The organism is Paenibacillus sp. FSL H8-0332 (assembly GCF_037963835.1).
Taxonomy (GTDB): Bacteria; Bacillota; Bacilli; order Paenibacillales; family Paenibacillaceae; genus Paenibacillus_AQ; species Paenibacillus_AQ rhizoplanae.
This window is the reverse complement of sequence record NZ_CP150145.1, coordinates 2007474-2029407: the sequence shown is the minus strand read 5'-3', so window position 1 is coordinate 2029407 and position 21934 is coordinate 2007474. Positions and strand designations below refer to the sequence as shown.

The window sequence follows — 21934 nt, the reverse complement described above, 5'->3', positions numbered from 1 at the left end:
GGTTTCTCCCCATCACTCTATTGACCATTGGAATAATGACTTATATTATACACATATACAATAATCCAAAATATGGAATTCAGTCAGGCGGTGATCCCTTGAAGCCTCTCACAACGATTCGCAGTCATCTTGAGGCTTATCTCTATTCCCAGCAGTTGTCCATCAACCAGTTCTCCATTCAGTCCGGTATTAATTCCGGCACCTTAAGCCGTATCCTTAGCGGCCAGCAGCCGATTGCCATGAATCACCTGAAATTGATCACCCGGGGCATGGAATTGCCCGAGGATCATTTCTATAGCATGTATGTCGATGAGTGTTTCTTATATTCGGCACCCACCTGGCGGCGGCTGCGCCCCTTCATCCTGAATTCGGCAGAGCTGGGGCGGCTGGACTGTATTGAGCTTATAGTCAAAAATCTGCTGGACAACCTGACCTACGCTCCGATGCTTTTTGAAGTGGCCGAGGACTTGTTCCAGGAGCATCACTGGCAGGCGGCAGCAGTGCTGTACAAGAATATCAGCGCAAGCGAGAAATATCAGCATTCCGAGCGTCTGGCCCTCTGCCAGTACCGGTTGTTCCGCATTGCCCTCGGAGACAGCCAGACACTCAACCTCCAGGCTGCTCTTTTGTTCGAATGTTATATTGAACGGCTTGAGGTGCCGGATCAGCTCGATGGGCTGAAAGCTCTGATGCATGTCTATTACTCGCTGCACAAGTGGGACAAGGTGGACGCGCTGGCCCAGGAGATGCACCGTCTTGCCATGCTCAGCTACCACCATCTGCACCAATCGCAGCGCAGGGAACGCCAGGATAAATCTCCGGAGAAGCCGGTTTTCTTCTATGCGCTGTATTCGTATCTGATGCGGGCAAGTGTGTGCGAAGAATTCCGGGACTATGAATCGGCGCTGAAATACGTAGCTCTATACATGGATAGGAGCTGGATACTTGAAAAAGGGGAAGACATACGGCACATCCTGGACCAATTTCAGGAGTGGGGCACGGCCAATACCCTCCTCTACCGGATGATGTCCGGCGACCATGAAGTGCTGCCTGAATATGTGGCCTATATTGCTCCGCATGCCAGTGAGATCTTCGTTGCCCTGTATCATATTGTAATCTCAGCCAACCGCTTCTCCTGGAATGTCGATGAGGTGCTTGAACAGTTCCCTTCCTATATCCCTTACCGGACCAATCTGAAGGACTTCGGCGAGCTTCACAACCAGCAGATCCTGGCCGACCAGTACTCTACCTTTCTAGCGGAATTAGCCAACTATTATTTACGCAATCACCGCCCCGAAGGAATGGGCTTCCTGCTCCAAAGTCTGGAATCTTCTGCTAAAATAAAGAGTGATAGCATAATCATTAAATGTGTGAATCTGTTTGAACAATTCCGGCATCAAGCCACTGAGGAACAGACAGAGCAATACAGACTTCTGATTGGAGAGGTGCAAGAATCCAATGATAAGAAAAATGATTATGCTTCTAGTTTCGTGTAGCTTGGCAGTTATAGCTATTCACCCCCTGGGGGGGTATGAATCTGTAACAGAGGCTACTGTACAATCCGTGGTTCAGCCTATGGGTCACGGGACGGGGGACGGCTGATTCAGCAGCGGCCGTACCCGCAGAAAGGATGAGGAACATGAAGATCACCCGGAGGATGTTACTCCTCCCCGTACTTGCACTGGCCCTGGCGGGAGGAGCTGAAGCTGTTCCGGCTTCGGCCAAGCCCGCCCCGGTCGTGCAGCTTCAATTAACCTACAGCAGCGGAAGCGGGATATCGGGCATGACCGGAGGCACCGCGCAGATCAAGAACGGCGTCTCTTACATGCCGGCTAATCTGGTGACCATCATGGGTCTTGAGGTCAAATGGAATAATGCGAACAAAACTGCCACCTTCAGCGGGTGGAACAAAAACTTCAGCATGAAGCTTGGTCAATCCACCGGCGTACTGGACGGGAAGAATATCTCCCTTGGAGGCACACCTTATATGGCCGATAAGCAGCTGCATGTGCCCGTCAAGTTTGTGGTAGCGGCCCTTGAAGGCGGACCCGTAAGATGGGATGCCGCCACGAATACGATACGGGCCAACGGTCTGCATATGTACCGTAGTTATTCAGAAGTGTTTGACGGCGGAGAATACTCCCTGTCGCTGGACAGCGGCGAGCTGTATCTGACCACGAAGCAGAACACCAGGCATAGGCTGGCTGTTCTCGGCAAAGGATTGGATGCAGTGCACTTTACCTTCGAGCGCACACCCGCCGCTCTGACTCTGCTTCAGGTCGTGAATTCGTATGGCGAGCCTCATGTACATGCAGAGTATTACACCTATCTAGTGAAGAACAACAGTGTGATCCGCCAGGGGCATACGAATGTCCATACCTCCTTCGGCACAGCCCCGGTCTGGGCCGAAGGCAAGCTGGTATTTAATGACGGCCGCATGCTAAGGCTCATTGAGGATGGAACCGGAGTGGTCAGCGAGACGGTAGATATACCGAAAATGCTAGGCACCACCGTTGCCCGGGATGTCTACTATAATGTCGAGGCCGTCTACCCGGATGTTCTGCTGGTCCGCCCTACAAACACCGCCTTCCTGACCCTCGTTGACCGTGCTACCGGTGAGCAGACTTTGTTATACAAGCAACTGCTCAGTACAGAGCGCCAGCGCGAGGTAGAGCAAACCGACTTCATGGCCCCGGGAGACTACATCTATTTCACCGGACGTACAGACAATGTCTTCTCCTTCAACCTTCACCGAATGGACGGCAGCCAAGACATCATCAAGACCTACACATGGCCTGGCAGCCAGAACTGAGCAACTGCATTTCTCATTCGATTGAGTTCGGTTTTCTGCATACATTTTCAGCTACGACAAAAAACGCATAAACGTCATTTAAATATAAAATGACGTTTATACGCCTAACATCCGCAAAATGAAAGATAAGGCGTCTACAAACGCCCCTCCTTTTTCATTCTCCGCGCTATTCTTCTCTCTCTTCTTCGTTCTCTTCTCCGTTTACGGTCCTTACGGTAGAGCAGGAGATCCAGCATAACTTCGAAAAGCACCCCGAATAGCTCAGCCATACAGTCCCTCTTTTCAGCGGTTTCAGCGGTTATCGAAGTGCTGCTTCACCCCTTACGGTCTCCGCAGCCCGCCCAAGCTTGCTCCCTCACTAAATACCCGCTCAATCCTCCGCTGCACCTCAGGGTCAGGAATTAACGGCGGCGCCTGGTGCGGCTTCACCCGGGCGTCGATAATCACATTATCACAGGCCCAGTGCTTATGCTCCACCGTACTGTTCACCCCATGGATGTCATGGGAAGGATTGCTGCGGGTGAAGGTCGCCCACAGGAAGTTGTTCAGCGACTCCGACATAAAGCTGCTGTCATCGCACAGAATAATCATCGGGCAGGAATCAAGCGCCCCCTGCGCTGCAATGGCAGCACTCAGGCCGGAGATTTCCTCTGCCGCCGAGGAGTAATCCCGGAACGGCTTCCCCTGCATGGCGACGATCCCCGGTATAATCATGGCCGCCGGACCCCAGCCCTGCTCCACCCGCAGAAGAACCTCAGGCACCTCCGTACACAGGCTCCGCTTCTGTTCCCCTACGGCTGCGAATATTACCTTGCTTCCGCTGTTGATCCCGGTGCCGGAATAATCCAGCGTATCGATCGTTGTATTCGTCTGGAAGTGAATATCGCGCCGCAGGTTGATCCGCTCCAGAATGTAGGTCAGGAACCCGGCGATATCATGCGTACTGACCGGCTTGTCCTCTTCTGCCGTGATGAACAGATATTTCGCCAGACTGAGCTGGCCGGTTCCGAGAATCCGGTTGCTGATGGTCAGCAGCTCTGCGGGCTGCTTAAGCTGCTGATACGGGGTATACCGTTCACTGCCGATCGCGAACAACAGCGGGTGGACTCCCGCAGCATCTATCGCATGTACCTCCTTCACGCCGGGAATCTCCGAGCGGATCGCCCCGCCGGTCAGCTCATGGATGAGCTCTCCGAAGGCAGTGTCCTCCTGCGGCGGACGGCCGACCACTGTGAAGGGGAAGATGGCCCCTTTTTTGGCGTAAACCTTGTGTACTCTCATCACCGGAAACGGGTGAGTCAGGCTATAATAGCCCAGATGATCGCCGAACGGCCCCTCCGGCTTCGTCTCCCCGGGATGAATCTCTCCGGTAATCACGAAGTCGGCATCGCTGCTGACGCAGAAGCCGTCTACATAGCTATAGCGGAAATGACGCCCCGAGAGCAGCCCGGCAAAGGTCATTTCACTTAAGCCCTCCGGCAGCGGCATCACCGCCGAGAGCGTATGCGCAGGAGGGCCGCCGATGAAGCAGCTAACCTTGAGCGGCTCGCCGCGCCGGTTCGCGTGGGCCTGATGAATGCCGATGCCGCGGTGAATCTGGTAATGGACGCCCACTTCCTTATTCAGCTCATATTCATTGCCGCTAAGCTGGATACGGTACATCCCCAGATTGGAGTTCATGATGCCCGGCTTATCAGGATCTTCGGAGTACACCTGCGGAAGCGTGACGAACGCCCCGCCGTCGCCCTGCCAGTGCTTTATCTGCGGAAGATCGGAGATTTGGATCTCCTCGAACCCGGCCGGTACACCGCTGCCCTTCTTGATCGGCAGCGCTTTGCGGGCAGCAAGGCCTGTCCCGATATACCGCAAAGGCTGCTTGAGCGCCTTCATGGGATTGCTGCGCAGGGCGATGACCGCCTGCGACGATTCCCACGTGTCGCGGAAGATGAACTTGCTGCGCTCGATCGTTCCGAACAGATTCGAGACCGCACGGTACTTCGAGCCCCGGACCTTCTCGAACAGCAGAGCGGGACCGCCTGCCTCATAGACCTTCATATGTATCGCCGCCATCTCCAGATGCGGGTCCACCTCTTCATGTATGCGAATTAAATGCCCATGCTTCTCCAGGTCAATTATACATTCTTCCATATTACGATATGACATGCTTCTACTCCCATTCTCTCAAGAATATGAACCTCTTTATTATCAATGAGTGTGTCCGTCAGGTCAATTGCCGCCAGGGCAACCTCTTCAGTTTTCACAGATATTCTTGCCTTCTTCTGTGGAGAGCCATTATTATACTTGTAAACCCGACGGCTCCGGGCAAATATTCGGCAAGCAAAGGAGACTAACGCAATGATCATCAAAAAGGTAACCTGGCTGGAGCTCTTCTACGATCTGCTATTTGTCGCTGCGGTCTCCAAAGCCAGCCATGTGCTGCTGCATGTAGAACACGAGACCCTGTCTCTTGAGACACTGGGCAAATTCGTCCTGATCTTCATTCCGATCTGGTGGGCCTGGGTCGGCCAGACGCTCTTCGTTAACCGCTATGGTCAGGATACGGTGATGCACCGGATTTTTCTGATTATCCAGTTGTTCTTCGTCTTAATTATGACCGCCAGCCTGTCTGTAGATTTCGATGCCAACTATCTGCCGTTTCTGATCGGCTACCTCGGACTACGGATCATGACCGCTGTCCAGTACCATTACAGCCACGCCAGAGAAAGCGGTCATCTGCGGAGCACCGCCCGTTATTTGGGATCACGCTTCTGGATCGGGCTTACGATTTCGGCCTGCTCCCTGTTCTTCGATTCTTGGCTCCGTTATGCGGTACTATACGCCGGGATTATCCTTGACATCATTCTCCCGCTGACGGGACGGAGGATTCTGGTGAAGACGCCCGCCAATACACATCATCTGCTGGAGCGGTTCTCCTTGTTCGCGTTGATCCTGCTCGGCGAATCCGTGGTCAGCATTCTCGCCGTGCTGCAATCCAGCAGCTGGACCGGAACATCTGTCGGCTTCGCTGCGCTCACCTTTGTGCTGATCATTGCTATATGGTGGCAGTATTATGACAACCTGGAGAAGAAGGTCGATATGCATATCCAGACAGCCGGACAGACGATTATCTACGGGCATCTGTTCATCTATCTGTCGCTATGTATGCTTGCAGCGTCGATCCAGCTGCTCTTCCTGAATACCCTTCATTATGACCTGATGCTGAATCTGCTGTTCGGCTCGGCGCTGCTCTACTTCGCTTCTACTACACTTGTCTTCCATGTTTACAGACAGAAGCAGCACCGGCTGGGAATGAAGACTCTGGTGCTGCTTACCGCCATTCTGGCCTGCTTCTATGTACTGAATCTTGTAGTCCATGTACCGAATGTCCTGATCATGGGTGAGCTGGCGTTGTTCTTCGCGCTGTACGCCAGGATTACTGCCTGATCCGGCTGCCAGTCTGCTCTCAGGCACTGCCAATTATTCTCCCTGCACGCTAAGAGGCTGCACCAGAGGTCATTGCCCGCCTCAGGTACAGCCTCTTCGGGCCGTCTTACTGGCCTGTAAATTCAATCTCATCGTAGTCATAATAAGCCTGCAGGATCTGCTGCCGGTCATCCAGGAACAGCTGGTCGGCCACACCACTGACCAGTCTCGGAATCGCATTCCGCAGGCCCGAGATGGCCGATGCCGATAACCCGCAGCTGGCCAGAGCGGAATAGTTGAACACGAATAAGCCATGCAGCAGCTTGCGGCCTGCTTCATCCCGGCTCTGAAGCGCAAAGCCGGGGCTAAGATACGGATGCGCATCCAGTAGCGGATTCGCTGATCCCGCAGGCGCGGTGTACCGGTCGCTCCAGCGGGCAATATAAGCCTCCACCTGCCGCAGCTCTGGCCGCAGGGCAGGATCGCTGAGCAGGCCCGTGCTGACGATCAAATAGTCGAAGCTGAACTCTCCGGCGGGCGTAGTCACCACCGCCTGCTCCCCCGAAGCCTCCACCTTCAGCCACGGCGAGCCGAGGTGCAGCCGGAAGCCGGGCCACGCCGCTGCGCGGCGGAAAGTATCGCTCGTGGGCGGCTGATTATAATGGAAGAAATGCGAGATGACCGCGTATTTGTCCGCATCCGCCAAGGTATGGAACCGCTCAATCATTCCCGAGCCCTCCATCTGGCGGATCGGGTTCACCCCCGGAAGCTGCGTCCGGCGGACGAAGACCTGAGCCTCAGCAGCGCCCTCCTGAAGCGCGTAATTCGCATTGTCGAAGGCCGACGCCCCGCCGCCGAGAATCCCCACCCGCTTACCGCGAAGGGCAGCGAAGTCAATCTGCCGGGAGGTATGCGCGTACAGCCGCTCCGGCAGATGCTCTGCAATCATCGGCGGAACATGCCACTGTCCTCCGCCTTGAATGCCGGTAGCCAGCACCACCTTACGGGCCAGCAGTGTTCCGGCCTTCGCACCCGCTCCTGTAACCCGCAGACGGTAGATTCCATCGTCACCAGGTTCAACCAGCATTAGCCGCACCTCGTTACGTACCGGCAGCTTCAGAATCTGCCGGTACCAGCGCAGATACTCCATCCACTGCCCGCGCGGGATTTTGTCCACCTCACTCCAGGCCTCCGCCCCATGCTGAGCCTCCCACCAGGAGCGGAAGGTCAGCGACGGGATTCCGAGATCAATCGAGGTCAGATGCTTGGGCGTACGCAACGTCACCATTCGGGCATAAGTCTCCCAAGGCCCCTCCAGCCCGTCACGATTCTCGTCGATAATCAGCAGATTCGAGATCCGTTCGCGCAACAAGCCGAAGGCCGCTCCAAGGCCACTTTGCCCCCCGCCCACAATAACAACATCATAGACATGGCCTTCGTCATGCTCCACAGGGCGAACCCAGTCCGCGCTGCCATAGGCGAGGTAAGAAAGATCCGTATTCACACGTTCATTCAAGGCTTCCAGGCTCATCATTCCTCAGACCTTTCGGATGGCGTCTTAAGGCTGCAGCACACATTCTGTTCCACAGTCCATTCCATATATATAGCCATATTATATCTGGGATGTGCCTGCTTTTGAATATCCATGGAAGGTTTATTGTCATTATCGCTAAAATCTGCGGATTAGATTGTACATTCCACCTACATTTCATCTAAATCCAGCCTAAACTGTTGACTAATGAAGGGTTGATGATGAGGGGATCAGTCTAAGATAGCTCAATTGAGGGAGGTTGTCTTTCATGAGAGATGTATTCACCCTGATAGATGGGCCGTGTCGGCTGGTATTCAGGTGCACTTCTGCCCCTTATTCCCTCATACGGCTCGTACCCAGGGAATTCAGGTGCACTTCTGCTCCTTATTCCCTCATATGGCCCGTATCCGGTGATTTCAGGTGCACTTATGCTCCTCATTCCCTCATATGGCCCATGTCCGGTGAATTCAGGTGCACTAATGCTCCTCATGCGCTCATTTGGCCGCTTCCTGTAATATTAGTGGGATTTATCCCTCTGATTTCCCCTTTCACCCGACTTTCAGCCGCATCAATGGGATTTATGGACTCCTGTCAAGAAAGTAGACAGCAACTACATCGTTTTTCGCTTAAATGTGGCTGCAAACTGAACCGGAGAAACGTAACCGAGCGCCCCATGGATTCGTTTGCGGTTGTAGAAAAATTCAATGTACTGGAAAATGGCATCATACGCCTGTTGCTTCGTTTTAAATCGATTCCAGTACACCAACTCTTTTTTTAAGAGGCTGTGAAAAGATTCGATACAGGCGTTATCATAACAGTTCCCTTTGCGGCTCATGCTTGCGGTCATCTGGTACGTCTTTAGGCGTTCCCGGTAGTCTTCAGAGGCGTACTGGGAGCCTCGATCCGAATGGTGAATTAAGCCCTTCCCGGGGCGTTTGGCCTTGTAGGCAGCGTCCAGAGCGCCTTGTACGAGGTCAGTGGTCATCCGGTCGCTAAGCCGCCAGCCGACAATCTCCCGGGTACACAGGTCCAGCACACTCGCCAAGTACATTCGTCCTTCCCGGCAGGGAATGTAGGTGATATCCGCCACCCACGTCTGGTTCGGCTTTTCCGTGTGAAATTGCTGGTTTAACAGGTTGGGGGCAATGGGTAACGGATGGTTGGAGTCGGTGGTGCATACGCGAAATCTCTTTGCGACACAAGAGCGCAGACCCAGTTCTTTCATATACTTGCCTACAGTGCGTTCACTGACCTGGTGCCCTTCACGCTCTAGGAGAACCTTGATTTTGGGGCTGCCATAGCGACCCTTAGAGTCATGAAAATGATAGGCAATCCGCTTCAGCAACAAGGCTTTGCGGCTGGCTTGAGGGCTGGGCTTTGCTGTTCTCCATTTGTAGTACCCGCTCCGGGACACCTGAAAGACATTGCACATCTTCTCCACGCGGAACTCGGAGCGATGATCTTCAATAAACTGAAATCTCAGTTCTTTGGATTGCTGAAGATGTGCACGGCTTTTTTTAGGATTGCCATCTCCTCTGTCAGCTCTGCGAGTTGTTGCTCCCGCTCCTTCAGTTGACGTTCCAGCTCTCTGTATTTGTCTGGAGTAACGATGGGCTCATTCTCAAACTGCCGGTACTGTCCTAGCCATTTATGCAACGTTTTGGCGGGGACATCCAGTTCCAGGGCCAGTTCCGCCACCGTTTTCGTCTGCTCCTGGATGTACTTGACGGTCTGTCTTTTGTATTCTTCATTGTAGCTTCTCCGTGTTCCACTCATGGGGACACCTCCTCGTTAAACTTATTATCTCTATTCTCTTAACGGGTGTCCACGGTTAACACTAACAGCATTATCCCTCCGCTTTCCCCTTTCACCCGACTTTCAGCCGCATTAGTGGGATTTATCCCTCCGATTTCCCCTTTCACCCGACTTTCAGCCGCATCAATGGGATTTATCCCTCCGATTTCCCCGTATGTCCCTGGAACAGTATCGCTCATATTTACTCTTTAAAGGTCTCCAGCTCCCTATTGACGGTCTCCAGCATCCTTGTGAGTGTATCGGTATCATAGAATAAGCTCACCCCGGCTGGTATCGGCCTGGCGGTAAGATGATCAAAGTCCGCGAACGCCCCTTCTGGCGGCATCAGGTACACCTGTGCCTCTTCATGCAGATCTGCCCAGCGCTCAAGTCTGCCCTGCTTGCTCAGATCGATCACATAAACGAGCTTGCTGCCCAGGTCCAGATAGAGAACATTGCCATTTCTCCGCGGCGGCAGCGGCTCTTCATCGTATAGCAGAACCGGATGCGTGAATTCCTGCGTGGAGAGGTCTATGCTAATCACTTCCAGAGTCTCTTCATTTACTCCTAGCGTCAGGTACGGGGCGAATCCAGCCAGGAAGCGCAGCACAACGGAATGCTGAAGCTGATCATCGAACTGCCACCCTAGAGGCATCAGTCCAAAGTCATCACCCGGCGGTTCAAAATACAGCTTCCGCAGCAACGCCTGCAACTCCGCTATCCCCTCAGCCTCATAGGGAGCTAACGCCTGAACGTTAACCGGATACTTCACCACTGTACGCTTCCTGGCATTCTGCCATCCGCCTGTATCCTGATGCCGGTACAAATCGTCGATCAACGGCATCACACAGGTAGTTGTGACCCGGAACAGTTCACCCGAGCTTGGCTTCAGCTTCTGCAGAACCAGCTCACTTTCCCCTCCGGCACCGGTATGCTGCCGGGCTTCGGCGAAATGCGGACTTACTTCTTCCAGCACCCGCTCCGCGGCTTTCCTATTGCGCATAGGGATCGAAGTATACGTATTCTCTGACAGCAAAGCGCTGGCAGCAATGAAATATTGGGCCAGCGCTGACATTATAGCAGGCTGCGGCTGTGGCTCCAGCCTGTGAATTCGCGGCCGGTTCTCCGCCGCGAAGCCGAAGTCATAGGGTTCTTCCTCCGTAAGGTATTCCAGCTTCGTATAATTCTGAATCCAGTTATACATCGAGTTGCCTCCATTCAGCGGACCTATTATCCGGATAGTCCAATCTCATTTATTCTATAATTTCACACTTCTTCCAGGTGGACAAGGCAACCTTTCTACTTTCTAATCTAATAGGTACTTTCTAATAGATACTTTCCAATAGATATATGTAATGACGCAGCGCGCCCCGGATGATAAAGAACGCGCTGCCCTGCTAGTTTAGAAGCGTGCTACAAAAAACTCACGGTTGGAAGGCACAAATTTCTGCGTACGCTGGTTGTTATCCGCATCAATAATTCTAAGCGTATAGCTCACACTGGTCAGAGTGCTGATGGTATTGAATTGGGCTACTCCGAATTCATCGAACTGTGCCGTGATCACAGTACCGGAGCTCCGGGTCAGTGTAGCCGTCCAGCCCTGTGTTTCGTAAGGGACATTGTTATTGTTCACGGCAAGCACGATGAAATTATTAAGCACCTGTCTGATCCGCCGTCTCTTGGGTCTTACTACCGCCGCTGCTCTTGCTTTTTTAGCCATCAGTTGACGTTTTGCCAGCAATGCCTTCTTCTCTGATTCTTTCATTTGCTTCACCACTTTCTATTGGAATACAGTAGTAAATGCAAAAGGAGAATCAGCCGAAACGCGCTATTGCCTGTTATTCACATAAATGTATCGCTATACTCATTCTTGGTTTCGTACCCACGAGGCAGCTGGCCGCATACACTGCTTCATAGAGGTGATTACATTATGAAGAGTGTACCATCATGGGCCAGGCGTCACGCCGCCAAGCTCAACCGGCCCCTGAAGTATAAGATCCGCAGAGCCTATTCCACTGCTGCTACAAAAGCTGCTATACCGGTGATCATACAGTTCAGACAACCGCTTACTCCGGCGCGGCTCCGCGAATTAAGGAAGCATCTGGGACGGCATGTCCTCCCGGTCAAACATCATCTGCGGCTCCATCAGGCCGTGGCTTCACAGGTATCCCTGAAATGTCTGGAGCATGTATGCCGCTGGAACGGAGTCCATAAAGTCTATCTGGATGGAATCAAGAAGGCTACACTCAACATTGCAACTCCATCCATAGGCGCTACAGCGGTTAGACGCTCTAGAGGGCTTACCGGCAAAGGCATCAACATCGCTGTACTCGATACCGGAGTCTATCCGCATCCCGACCTCACCCGGCCGGTGAACCGTATCCTGGCGTTCAAGGATTATATCAATCACCGGAAATGCCCGTATGATGACAACGGACACGGCACGCATATCACCGGAGATGCCGCCGGTAACGGCTGGTCCAGCCGGGGCAAGTACCGGGGACCCGCGCCGGAAGCGGGGATTGTCGGAATCAAGGTGCTCGATAAGTATGGGGACGGCTATGACTCTACCATTATCAAGGCGATTGAATACTGCATCACTCACCGCAAAAAGCTAAACCTGCGCATCCTCTCCATGTCCTTCGGCGGACCGGTAAGCCCGTTAGCCGAGGATGATCTGCTTGTCCAGGCGGTGGAAAAAGCCGTCAAAGCCGGCCTCACCGTAGTCATCGCCGCCGGAAATGCCGGCCCTAGGCGCCGGACCGTCGAGTCCCCCGGGATCAGTCCCTCCGCGATCACCGTCGGAGCCGTCAATGACCGCCGGACGCTGACGCAGAAGGATGACCGGATCGCCGTCTATTCCAGCCGCGGGCCCGCTCCCGGCGGCAAGGTGAAGCCGGATCTGGTCGCACCCGGCGATTCAGTGATCTCGCTGCGTGCTCCCGGCTCCCAGCTGGTTCGTGAATTGCCGCACAATAAGGTCGGCAAGCGGTATTTCAAGCTGTCCGGCACCAGCATCTCCACACCCATCGTGTCCGGTGCCGCCGCGCAGCTGCTCCAGCTTGCGCCTTGTCTCACACCGCGCCAGGTGAAGCTCTTGCTGAAACGGAATGCCTTCCCTCTCCGCCTGAAGCCGAATACCGGCGGCAGCGGGGAGATCGACGTACGGTTCCTGAAGCGGCGCTGCTCCGCCAAGAAACCCCGCAAAGTGAGACTTTAGCCTCGATGGATATTCAGGTACTTTGCGGGGACCCCAAAACAAAATAACCGGCAACGTAACCGCTCCTTATTTGGCAGGGAGCGGTTGCTTATCAGCCAGATGCGGCCATAGCTGGCGCGCCCAGGCTAACAGCGTCTCGTCTTCTCCATATCTTCCTATGCACTGAAAACCAAGCGGCAGGCCTTCAAGCGTTGCCGCAGGCAGAGTAACCGTGGGCACTCCCGCGAAGCCCCAGACCGCAGGCATCCCTGCCCAGCCCGTATTCCGCTCCTCGATCTTCGGCGCAGTCCCCCCTTGGGCCGGAGAGACCCACAGGTCGAGTCCCTCTTGGTCCATAAGCTCCATCAGATCACGCCGCAGCTCCCGTTGCCGGGTGCGGTACTGCTCCAGCTCCTCCTCCGGAATCTGCTGTCCTCTAAGGATCGCTTCCTGCACGGGAAGGCCGTATTCTACTCTATGCTCCGCGAATCTATCTTCATGCTCCCGTGCCAGCTCACCCTCAATGAAGCGCAGCATGGCATTTCCGTAGATGAGTTCATCTTCCCACGGCATTTGGACATCACGGATTTCATATCCAAGCTGCTTAAGCCCTGTGATATTAGCCTCGAACACCCCTTTGACTTCCGCGCTCATCAGCTCCATATAGACTCCCTTGGGGATACCCAGAACCGGCTTACGGGGAATTGTGACAGCAGGAGCTTCCCAGTCCGGGACAAGCAAGGCTGCCGCAGCCTCCATATCAGGCAAGTTCTGTGTGAAGAAGCCCATCGTGTCAAAAGAAGGCGAGAACAGCAGCACTCCATCCAGCGGAACCCGGCCATAGCTGGGCTTGAACCCGACCACTCCGCAAAAGGATGCCGGAGCGATCACCGAACGCAGCGTCTGTGTTCCTACTGCCAGCGGACAGAGCCCCGCAGCCACCGCTGCGGCGGAGCCTGCACTGGAACCGCCGGGAGTATGCGCAAGGTTATGCGGATTACGCGTAGCAATGGGTCCGTTGTAAGCAAATTCCTCGGTCACCGTCTTGCCTGCAATCACGGCCCCGAGGGCACGCAGCTTAGTGACCAGAGACCCCTGGGCACCGGCTAACAGCTCAGCGGATAGCTGCGACCCCGCCCGGGTCGGCAAGCCGTCCACATGCAGCAGATCCTTAATCGCTACAGGAATGCCGTATAAGGCCGGTTTTCGTTCTTCTGCGCTGTAAATACTTTGCAGCAAAGCTTTTTCCGAATCCAGACGCCCTTCAACCTCACCCTCAGGGACAAACGCATGGATATGCGGCTCAAGCTGTCTGTAACGCTCCAAGTACGGGTCAAGCACAGTTTCGGGTGAATATCCGGGTTCATGAATCCGGCTCATCATTTCTGTCAGGGATACCTTGTGAAGCAGCATAAGATCATCTCCATGGAAGATTATGTATAGCATTTGGCTTATTACGGTTCAGGCTGCAAAAGGTAACAGAAATCCCCAACCTTTCTCTGCACCAAAAAAAGCCACTCGGGCCGCTTCCCTCCAAAATGGCTTTCATGCTCCCTATCACAAGAGCTTCCTAAAGCTCTTCGTCTCCTTGATCTCCGCCCTGCTTATACTCATTCAGCTTCTGATTAAGCTGCTTGGCTTCCCGTTTCCCGTCGATGTGCATCATCGCGTACACCATACTTTTGACCACCAGAATGACAATGACGAACGGCACCAGCACTCCCTTATCCATCAGCGGGCCATCCGCGAACAGCCACAGCCAGAGAATCACCAGTACATCAGCGAGGATGAAGCAGAGATAGAAGCTGATCGTCTGCACTTTGGGATCAACCTCATACGTATTCACCAGCGCATAGCGGAAGCAGGTAAATGCCGAAGCCCCCAGGAACAGCTGCACCAGCAGCGAGCCCCGGATCATCTCCGTTGAGTTCAGAGCCAGCACAACCGCCGCGAGCACCATCAGACCCCCGCAAGCCACCAGCAGATCCTTCACGAACAAAGACACATACTTTCTGGTTGTAATCATGAGTTTTCCTCCTATTTGAGTCTTGATGACGCGGCTATAACCCTAACTTCCGTTTGAGCACCGGGACGTATTGTCTGGAGATATAGACCTTCTCACCGTTGTGCAGCAGCGCCTCGTATCTTCCGTAGAGCACCGGGCGGAGCGACTCGATCTTGGTCACATTCAGAATAGTGGATTTGGATGCCCTGAAAAAATCGCAGACTCATACTCCGTCTCCAGCTCATACAGCTTCAGTCTCGACTCGTACACCTTCTCCTGGCAGTTGATGAACACCTTATGATCGACCGCCTCGAAGTAGTAGACGTCACGCGGATGGATGGTGTGCATTTGCAGCCCGATCATACCAATCAGCTTCCTTGCGCCTGCGTTCACCGAGTAGATTCGCGCCAGCAAGGCTTCATCCGGGTCATTGCACCTGAGAATAATTTCAGGCTCACCGCCCTCCGGAACCTGTTCAATTGTGATTTTCACCGCCACCGCCTCCTGCCTTCTCTCCCTACAGATACAGTATATTTTTGTAAAATGACTTATACAATGGCCTTTGCGCAAGGTGCGCTCCAGCGGCTTCAAGCTGCAGGTTTGGCAGGAAAATGAAATATAGTATAATAAACGGTATAGGTCGTGAAGAACACGCCGTCTCAATAGAACGTTTATCTGGAGCTGACTCTGGATACGTCTCTATGGAGGCGGCTTTTCTTATGTTCGGGTTCACTCTGAATTCATGGCCAATTTACTGTAAAGGGGAAGCTCTATTGTCAAGGTTCGAGCAGCATGTTGAGGAATGGCTACAGGAACAGATTCATGCGGAGAAAGGTTCAATACGGTTGGAGTTTCTTAATAAGGGGTTGGGGCACGGGACCATTGAATTTCTGCGCTCCGTCTGGTTTCCCGCAGTCGGCAATTTCAAGTCTCTGTATGCGGAGTGGGAGGTCCGTGACTTCAACAACGGTTACCGTTATTTAGATCTGGCGTATATGCCAGGCGGTGCCAAGGGCGGCATTGAGATTCAAGGCTTTGGTCCGCATGCACGGGACCTTGATGTCAGGCGGTTCAAAGACTTATGCAGACGGCATTGTCTTTTGGCGTTGGACGGCTGGACCTTTTTGCCCATTGCCTATCCATCTATTACTGAAGAACCTCAGCTCTGTCAGCAGCTTGTGCTTGCCTTTATTGGCAGATTCGCTGCTACTGATGTAGCTGCATCCTTATCCTGGCTGGAAGCAGAAACCGTACGCCTGGCCCGGCGCGTTCTGCGTCCGCTGACTCCGCTGGAGCTTGCCGCGCACCTAAGGGTATGTGACCGTCAAGCGAGGCGCATTCTTCATCATCTCGTTGAGTTGCAGATTCTGGAGGTTGCCAGTGGTTCTGAACGGGTTCGCACGTATAAACTCCGGGTCTAGTAGGCGCTGAGCCTTGCGGGCGGGAGAAGTAAGCCTGTGTAGCCGGGGGGCTGACTCGGAAGTGTGTGAGCCTGATGTGGCGGGGGGATACGAGTCTAATGGCGCGGATGTGCACGAGCCTGATAGCACGGATGTGCACGAGCCTGATAGCGCGGATGTGCACGAGCCTGATGGCGCGGATGTGCACGAGCCTGATGGCGCGGACTGAGATTCCGCTATTTTGCCGAAATTGCTACTTATTCGCTTGTCCGCGGACTGAGTTTCCGCTATCCGCCTTTGAAATCGCCCACACGGCCTGTTTGAGCAGCAATAACGGATTGTCAGTCCGCCAAAGGTCCATATGGCCCTGAAATTCCACAATAGCGGAATCTCAGTCCGCACACCCCACCACTAATCGAGTAGGAGGGGGCGGCAAGCCCCCGTCCTCTCACACCACCGTATCCGGCAGGCCTCCCCAGATAAGAACGTCATCTTTCCGCCCGCGACCACTGGAGTTTACCCCGCCAGCCCTTGGCGGCTTTGGATTTCGTCATGGTGTGGTGACTCATCCGGCTGGCACAGCCTCGAACCCAGTTTGCGTAACTTGGCCCGTGCTTTTGCCTCCGGCTTCCTTCAGATTCCACCTCACGATGGACACCCTAGCCCTTGGCTAACGGTAGGCGCTCGCCAGCCCCCGTTCGGGACTTTCACCCTAAAGATAACGCCCATGCTGGGCGTACACCGCAAAAACCCGCAGATCAGCTCTGCGGGTTTTTGGAATATACAATTTTACGGATGCTGTCGATCGATAACCCGTATTGCTCGCACAATTGGTCCATCTCTGCACCTTCTTGGAAGCGGCTACGGATCTCAGCATTGCGGACTTTATAGTAATCGGCTGCCCCTGAGCTTTCGCCCCATTTTCTGCGTTTGCTCTTGCAGGTTGGGATATACAGGGCTTCCCCTTGAATATATTGCTGAATCTCCTTCAGCAGGTGGTCTGGCAACAGCTTTGCTGCATTTATACATTGCATATCTGGCTCGCTCCTTAAAATATATTAATCTTTTAAGGGCAAAGCCTGTGTATAAATAACTGTATTTCTTAAAACATACTTCAGGCGAATAAATCCGCTCCATGCCAAGCTTTCGCCTTAGTTATTTCACAGGCTTTGCATGGAGCGTGCCGTTCACATACTGACTCATTCGAAACATGGGTCATCACCTCCCGGGATTCTGGAATTGGTGCAGATTAACTCTATTCTAGAATAATATCCATATGGGTTCAACAACGTTTAGCTATAATCAAACTTTACTGCCTGAACATTAGTTTTTTGCGGGCGCCGATTATATAATAGAATTTATATGGTAAAGAAAGGATGCGATGCAGCAAATGAAATTCACAGAATATGTATATGAACGACCGGATGTGGAGCAATTCAAGCAGGAGTTCACCACTCTGCTGAAGGACCTGGAGACAGGCAATCTGGAGGAGCAAAAGGCTGCCGTGGCAGCAATCAATAAGCTGCGCAGCCGCTTCGATACGATGGAGACCCTCGTGAGTGTCCGCCACTCTATCGATACGGAGGATGCATTCTACAAGGCAGAGCAGGATTATATGGACGAGACCGGACCGGTGATCCAGGAGTACATCACAGATTATTACAGAGCGCTCGTCAACTCCAAGTACAGAGCCGAGTTCGAGCAGGAATGGGGAACACAGCTCCTAAGCCTGGCCGAGATCTCACTGCGTACCTTCAGCCCTGAAGTAATTGAGGATCTGCAACTGGAGAATAAGCTGTCCTCCGAATACTCCCAATTGATCGCGTCCGCCAAAATCATGTTTCAGGGCGAAGAACGCACGCTGGCACAGCTGATTCCGTTCGATTCTTCCACGGACCGTGAAGTTCGCAAAGCCGTATTCGAGGCCCGTAATGCCTTCATGGCAGAACATGAACCCGAATTCGACCGGATCTATGACGAGCTGGTGAAGGTCCGGGCAGGAATCGCAGCCAAGCTGGGATATAAGAGCTTCGTGGAGCTCGGGTATGACCGGATGGGACGTACCGATTATAATGCTGAGATGGTGGCGGGCTTCCGCAAGCAGGTGCATGAGCATATCGTGCCGGTTGCGGGGAAGCTGAAGCAGCGCCAGCGCGAACGCCTTCAGCTGGACGGACTGAAATTTTATGATGAGGGCATTAAGTTCAATTCCGGCAACGCTACCCCTAAGGGAGACCCGGACTGGATCGTGGCGAATGGTGCGAAGATGTACCAGGAGATGTCCCCGGAGACCGGTGAATTCTTCACCTTCATGCAGGAGAACGGGCTGATGGATCTGGTCAGCAAAAAAGGTAAGGAATTCGGCGGCTACTGCACCTTCTTCAGCGACTACCGTGCTCCGTTTATTTTCTCCAACTTCAATGGAACCTCCGGGGATATCGATGTGCTGACCCATGAGGTCGGGCACGCGTTCCAAGCCTATTCCAGCCGGAATATGAAGGTTCCTGAATATACGTTCCCGACTTCCGAAGCCGCTGAGATTCATTCGATGAGTATGGAGTTCTTCGCCTGGCCATGGATGGACCTGTTCTTCAAGGAGGAGGCGGACAAGTACCGCTTTAACCACCTGGCGGACAGTCTGGAGTTCATTCCTTACGGCGTATCTGTTGATGAATTCCAGCATTTTGTGTACGAGCATCCGGAAGCTACGCCGCAGGAACGCAAACAGGCTTGGCGGGACATTGAACGAAAATACCTGCCGCACCGTGATTATGACGGTAATGCTTATCTGGAACAAGGCGGCTTCTGGCACAAGCAGGCTCATATCTTCCGTTCCCCGTTCTACTATATCGACTATACCCTGGCCCAGCTCTGCGCCTTCCAGTTCTGGAAACGCTCGAACGGGGACTTCACCTCGGCCTGGCCGGATTATCTGAAGCTCTGCCAGGCCGGAGGCAGCCGCTCCTTCACGGAGCTTGTGAAGCTTGCCGGATTAACCTCCCCGTTCGAGGATGGCTGCATCGGCTCCGTCATCGGTGAGATTGAGGGCTGGCTGAACAGCATAGACGATAAGGCGCTGTAGGGACTGGGATTCATACACAGCGTCAACTATTAGGGGCTGTCCCAAGTAGCCACTTCATGGCTTCGGGACAGCCCCTAATTTTAAGTTGGATCGACATGAGCACGCTCTCTTATTTCTTCTTTCGCTTCTCTGCGGCCTGCTGCTGATTCTCCTCTACTCTAAATTTGACGATTCTGGCAATGAGATCATAGGGTAGCGGCTCCTTGATCGGGAACTGCACCGAACCCTTGGCTCCTTTGTACTGCGCCAGCTCCTCCTTAAAGGCTTCGATTCCACTGGGTGCCGGGTAGAACCCAATGTGCGTGTTGAAGGCGGCAAAATGCACCAGATTCTTATGCAGGAACCAGGTCGGCATCTGGTAGCTGATCTTCTCCACTGCCTCCGGCGCAGCTTCCGAAATGACCTTACGCAAGCTCTGCAGAAGCTCCTGGATCTCCGGTGCAAAGGCGGCAATATACTGGTCAACCGATTCATAGGTAACTTTGTTCTTTTCCACTCAGGCTTCATCTCCCTTGGGTTAGTTCATAGATCTTCAATCCATTGCAGACATACCGGAATGAATCCGGCATAGCCATTGAGTGCTTGCAGGGTAGGCAGTACTTGGCTCGTTCCAAGCTCCCGCTCGGAAATATCCGGCCCTTCCAGTCCCAGAGACCGCCGAATGCTATACTCCAGCCAGCCTATTTTACCGTGGAAGCCGCTGCTCAGCACTTCTGGCCAGGGATCAGTAATCTCTCCCCCTTGACTACGGTAAGCATGGATTACTGCACAGAAATCCGCCTTGCGGATGTGACCACTCTCAAAGTCTGACCAATAGAGCGCCACTTCCATCAGCTCCTGCGCCGGGTTAACCCAGCCTGCGGCCTCCCAGTCAATGATTATAGGCTCACCTTCAGAGCTCCACATTACATTCTTCGGGTCCAGATCCCGGTGGCTGATGACTCTGTTCCCGCCAAGGACCGCCATAGCGGCATTGACCTGCTTGCCATAGCAGCTTAGGTTGTCCAGATTAGCCTTAAGGGGTGCAGCCCACGGTAGGCCCATAGCTTCTCCTTGCAAGGCATACCCTTGCCAATCTGTCCGCAATTCCTCCGCTGTGCTATCCCTTTGAAGCTCGTTGTGAAGGGGAGCGAAGTCCGCCGCATGGATGTCAGCCAGAGCTTGTCCGATCAGAATACAATGCTCCCGCCCCGCTTCAGCCGCAGAGACAGAACGGCCTTCTATCCATGGGAACAGCAGATAATACTGTCCGTCCGCTTCATGTATAGAGCTCCCCTCATGCAGCAATGCAGGAAGTGCGTTCACTCCCTGGCTGCGGGCCAGCGCGGCTACCTTCTCGGCTGCTATCATGTTGTTCATCACAGCTTTCTTCCACATCAGCTGCGGGCTCAGCGCCTTCACTGCATACTCTGCCTGATTCGTGGTCACACGATACATCCGGTGGAGGAAACCGCCGGAGATTTGCTCCGGCACACCTCTCAGCAAGCCCAACCTATATGTAGCACACAGCTTTTCAAAATTCAAATTGTAATTCGTAAGCGTCATGATCCATTCGTCCTCCCGGCGTAGAACTTCAAATATTCGTCCATATGGCTCTTCCAATAGTCCCCGTCATGCTGGCCTGCTCTGAGGTGATATTCCACCGGCACGCCCTTCCCCTTAAGCAAAGTGTACAGCTGCTCTGTGCCTTCATAGAACCGGTAGCTGTCCCCCTCCCCGCAGTCCAGGTAGATACTCAACTTCGATAAGTCCCTGTTCTGCGCCAAAAGAAGCGGGTCACGCTCCTGCCGCAGCGCTTCCGTCGGATAGAGAAACTGGACCAGGCCGTTCTCGCCTCCGGCAAGAGACCAGTCATCCAGGAACAGCGCCGGGCTATGCCCGCCAACCCTGCTATAGACATCGCTATGCAAAAACGCCGAATACAGGCTGATAAAACCGCCCATCGATATACCGCCAATATAGCGGGAACCGCGCTCAGCCAGAGTATTGAAATGCGTATCTGTATACTCTACAACATCCTTGACCAAATAATCCTCATACCGTTCACCTTTGAGCTCTGCGGGATCACCCGGAGTAGCTACAGCATTCAGCCCATAGCTGTTGTCCATCTGGGGAGCAACGATAATGAGCGGCTCTATTTGACCGGCCTCAATCAGTCGGTCTGCATTCTGCTGAAGCTCCAGCCCACCCCACATATCCGTCTCCCGGCTGCCGTAGCCATGGATGAAATAGAGGACCGGATAACGCTGAGAGGCATTGTACCCTGTGGGAAGATAGACACTAAGCCGCATTTCCCGGTCCAGGGCCTCACTGTGAAAAACCAGATTCTGAACGCCAGGGCTTTGCAGCAGTGCCGTCTCAACCTTGTTTGCCTCTCCTTGAGAGTCTTCGCCTGAGTTCCGTGAACAACCTCCCAACACTATACTCAGTATGATCAGAAACAGATACAGCCTGAAGCCTCGAGAACCTTTCATATCGACCGCCTCCCGTTCTCCGCCACAATCGCAGCGCTTACAATTAACAGTACCACAAATCTGGATATTTATAGTAGGACTGGTTGGCCTATCATATATGTGTTTTAATAAAAATCAATCGTTTTTCCGGTCAGCTCCGTCTTACTTATGAAAACATATTTTAAGGACGACTTCTTCCATAGACCAACACAACAAGGAAGAGGGGATGGTGAAT

Annotated in this window: 20 protein-coding genes; 6 read left to right on the top strand and 14 right to left on the bottom strand. The window is 53.5% G+C overall.

Going from position 1 to position 21934, the window contains the following annotated elements; genetic code table 11:
* Nucleotides 1-98 precede the first annotated feature (98 nt).
* Nucleotides 99-1496, top strand: coding sequence for a transcriptional regulator (locus NST43_RS08765; RefSeq protein WP_339223807.1), 1398 nt, complete (start codon nt 99-101; stop codon nt 1494-1496).
* Nucleotides 1497-1639: 143 nt separating this feature from the next.
* On the top strand, nt 1640-2812 hold the full coding sequence (locus tag NST43_RS08760) for a copper amine oxidase N-terminal domain-containing protein (RefSeq protein WP_339223805.1): 1173 nt from the start codon (nt 1640-1642) through the stop codon (nt 2810-2812).
* Between the two features lie 321 nt (nt 2813-3133).
* Here NST43_RS08760 and NST43_RS08755 read toward each other — a convergent pair whose 3' ends face one another.
* Nucleotides 3134-4975 (bottom strand): UbiD family decarboxylase, encoded by a 1842-nt coding sequence (locus tag NST43_RS08755; protein WP_339223804.1) that lies wholly within the window; start codon nt 4973-4975, stop codon nt 3134-3136.
* Nucleotides 4976-5167: 192 nt separating this feature from the next.
* Between NST43_RS08755 and NST43_RS08750 the strand changes: the two genes are divergently transcribed.
* Nucleotides 5168-6256 carry a low temperature requirement protein A gene (locus NST43_RS08750; protein WP_209994250.1) on the top strand — a complete coding sequence of 363 codons (1089 nt, stop codon included), beginning with the start codon at nt 5168-5170 and terminating at the stop codon, nt 6254-6256.
* Between the two features lie 106 nt (nt 6257-6362).
* On the opposite strand, the gene NST43_RS08745 is transcribed toward NST43_RS08750, so the two are convergent.
* The 5 genes from NST43_RS08745 to NST43_RS08725 form a co-directional block, all read right to left on the bottom strand.
* On the bottom strand, nt 6363-7766 hold the full coding sequence (locus tag NST43_RS08745; RefSeq protein WP_339225376.1) for an NAD(P)/FAD-dependent oxidoreductase: 1404 nt from the start codon (nt 7764-7766) through the stop codon (nt 6363-6365).
* A gap of 610 nt (nt 7767-8376) precedes the next feature.
* Complete coding sequence (locus NST43_RS08740) at nt 8377-9234, bottom strand: IS3 family transposase (RefSeq protein ID WP_339225375.1); 858 nt, start codon at nt 9232-9234, stop codon at nt 8377-8379.
* Nucleotides 9235-9245: 11 nt separating this feature from the next.
* Nucleotides 9246-9542 carry a transposase gene (locus NST43_RS08735; protein WP_339223802.1) on the bottom strand — a complete coding sequence of 99 codons (297 nt, stop codon included), beginning with the start codon at nt 9540-9542 and terminating at the stop codon, nt 9246-9248.
* A 220-nt stretch (nt 9543-9762) separates the two neighbouring features.
* Complete coding sequence (locus NST43_RS08730; protein WP_209994251.1) at nt 9763-10764, bottom strand: hypothetical protein; 1002 nt, start codon at nt 10762-10764, stop codon at nt 9763-9765.
* Between the two features lie 198 nt (nt 10765-10962).
* Nucleotides 10963-11325, bottom strand: coding sequence for a hypothetical protein (locus tag NST43_RS08725; RefSeq protein WP_209994252.1), 363 nt, complete (start codon nt 11323-11325; stop codon nt 10963-10965).
* Nucleotides 11326-11490: 165 nt separating this feature from the next.
* Between NST43_RS08725 and NST43_RS08720 the strand changes: the two genes are divergently transcribed.
* Nucleotides 11491-12780, top strand: coding sequence for a S8 family peptidase (locus NST43_RS08720; RefSeq protein ID WP_339223800.1), 1290 nt, complete (start codon nt 11491-11493; stop codon nt 12778-12780).
* A gap of 66 nt (nt 12781-12846) precedes the next feature.
* Here the strand turns inward: NST43_RS08720 and NST43_RS08715 are convergent, their stop codons facing one another.
* From NST43_RS08715 to NST43_RS08700, 4 genes are all read right to left on the bottom strand, one after another.
* Nucleotides 12847-14172: an amidase gene (locus NST43_RS08715; RefSeq protein ID WP_339223798.1), complete on the bottom strand. Its 1326-nt coding sequence runs from the start codon at nt 14170-14172 to the stop codon at nt 12847-12849.
* A gap of 157 nt (nt 14173-14329) precedes the next feature.
* Nucleotides 14330-14785, bottom strand: coding sequence for a hypothetical protein (locus NST43_RS08710; protein WP_339223796.1), 456 nt, complete (start codon nt 14783-14785; stop codon nt 14330-14332).
* 34 nt (nt 14786-14819) lie between these two features.
* Nucleotides 14820-14945, bottom strand: coding sequence for a LytTR family transcriptional regulator DNA-binding domain-containing protein (locus NST43_RS08705; RefSeq protein ID WP_339223794.1), 126 nt, complete (start codon nt 14943-14945; stop codon nt 14820-14822).
* A 2-nt stretch (nt 14946-14947) separates the two neighbouring features.
* Nucleotides 14948-15256 carry a LytTR family DNA-binding domain-containing protein gene (locus NST43_RS08700; protein ID WP_339223792.1) on the bottom strand — a complete coding sequence of 103 codons (309 nt, stop codon included), beginning with the start codon at nt 15254-15256 and terminating at the stop codon, nt 14948-14950.
* A gap of 281 nt (nt 15257-15537) precedes the next feature.
* Between NST43_RS08700 and NST43_RS08695 the strand changes: the two genes are divergently transcribed.
* Entirely contained in the window at nt 15538-16185 is a 648-nt protein-coding gene (locus tag NST43_RS08695) for a transcriptional regulator (protein WP_209994257.1), read from the top strand.
* Between the two features lie 737 nt (nt 16186-16922).
* Here the strand turns inward: NST43_RS08695 and NST43_RS08690 are convergent.
* Nucleotides 16923-17198 (bottom strand): CD3324 family protein, encoded by a 276-nt coding sequence (locus NST43_RS08690; protein WP_209994258.1) that lies wholly within the window; start codon nt 17196-17198, stop codon nt 16923-16925.
* A 356-nt stretch (nt 17199-17554) separates the two neighbouring features.
* On the opposite strand from NST43_RS08690, the gene NST43_RS08685 reads away from it, so the two are divergent.
* Entirely contained in the window at nt 17555-19246 is a 1692-nt protein-coding gene (locus tag NST43_RS08685) for a M3 family oligoendopeptidase (protein WP_339223790.1), read from the top strand.
* Nucleotides 19247-19355: 109 nt separating this feature from the next.
* On the opposite strand, the gene NST43_RS08680 is transcribed toward NST43_RS08685, so the two are convergent.
* From NST43_RS08680 to NST43_RS08670, 3 genes are all read right to left on the bottom strand, one after another.
* On the bottom strand, nt 19356-19742 hold the full coding sequence (locus tag NST43_RS08680; protein WP_209994260.1) for a DUF1801 domain-containing protein: 387 nt from the start codon (nt 19740-19742) through the stop codon (nt 19356-19358).
* 26 nt (nt 19743-19768) lie between these two features.
* A complete protein-coding gene (locus NST43_RS08675) occupies nt 19769-20719 on the bottom strand; it encodes an aminoglycoside phosphotransferase family protein (RefSeq protein ID WP_339223787.1) in 951 nt (316 codons plus the stop codon).
* A 68-nt stretch (nt 20720-20787) separates the two neighbouring features.
* On the bottom strand, nt 20788-21720 hold the full coding sequence (locus tag NST43_RS08670; protein WP_339223785.1) for an alpha/beta hydrolase-fold protein: 933 nt from the start codon (nt 21718-21720) through the stop codon (nt 20788-20790).
* Nucleotides 21721-21934: the final 214 nt, after the last annotated feature.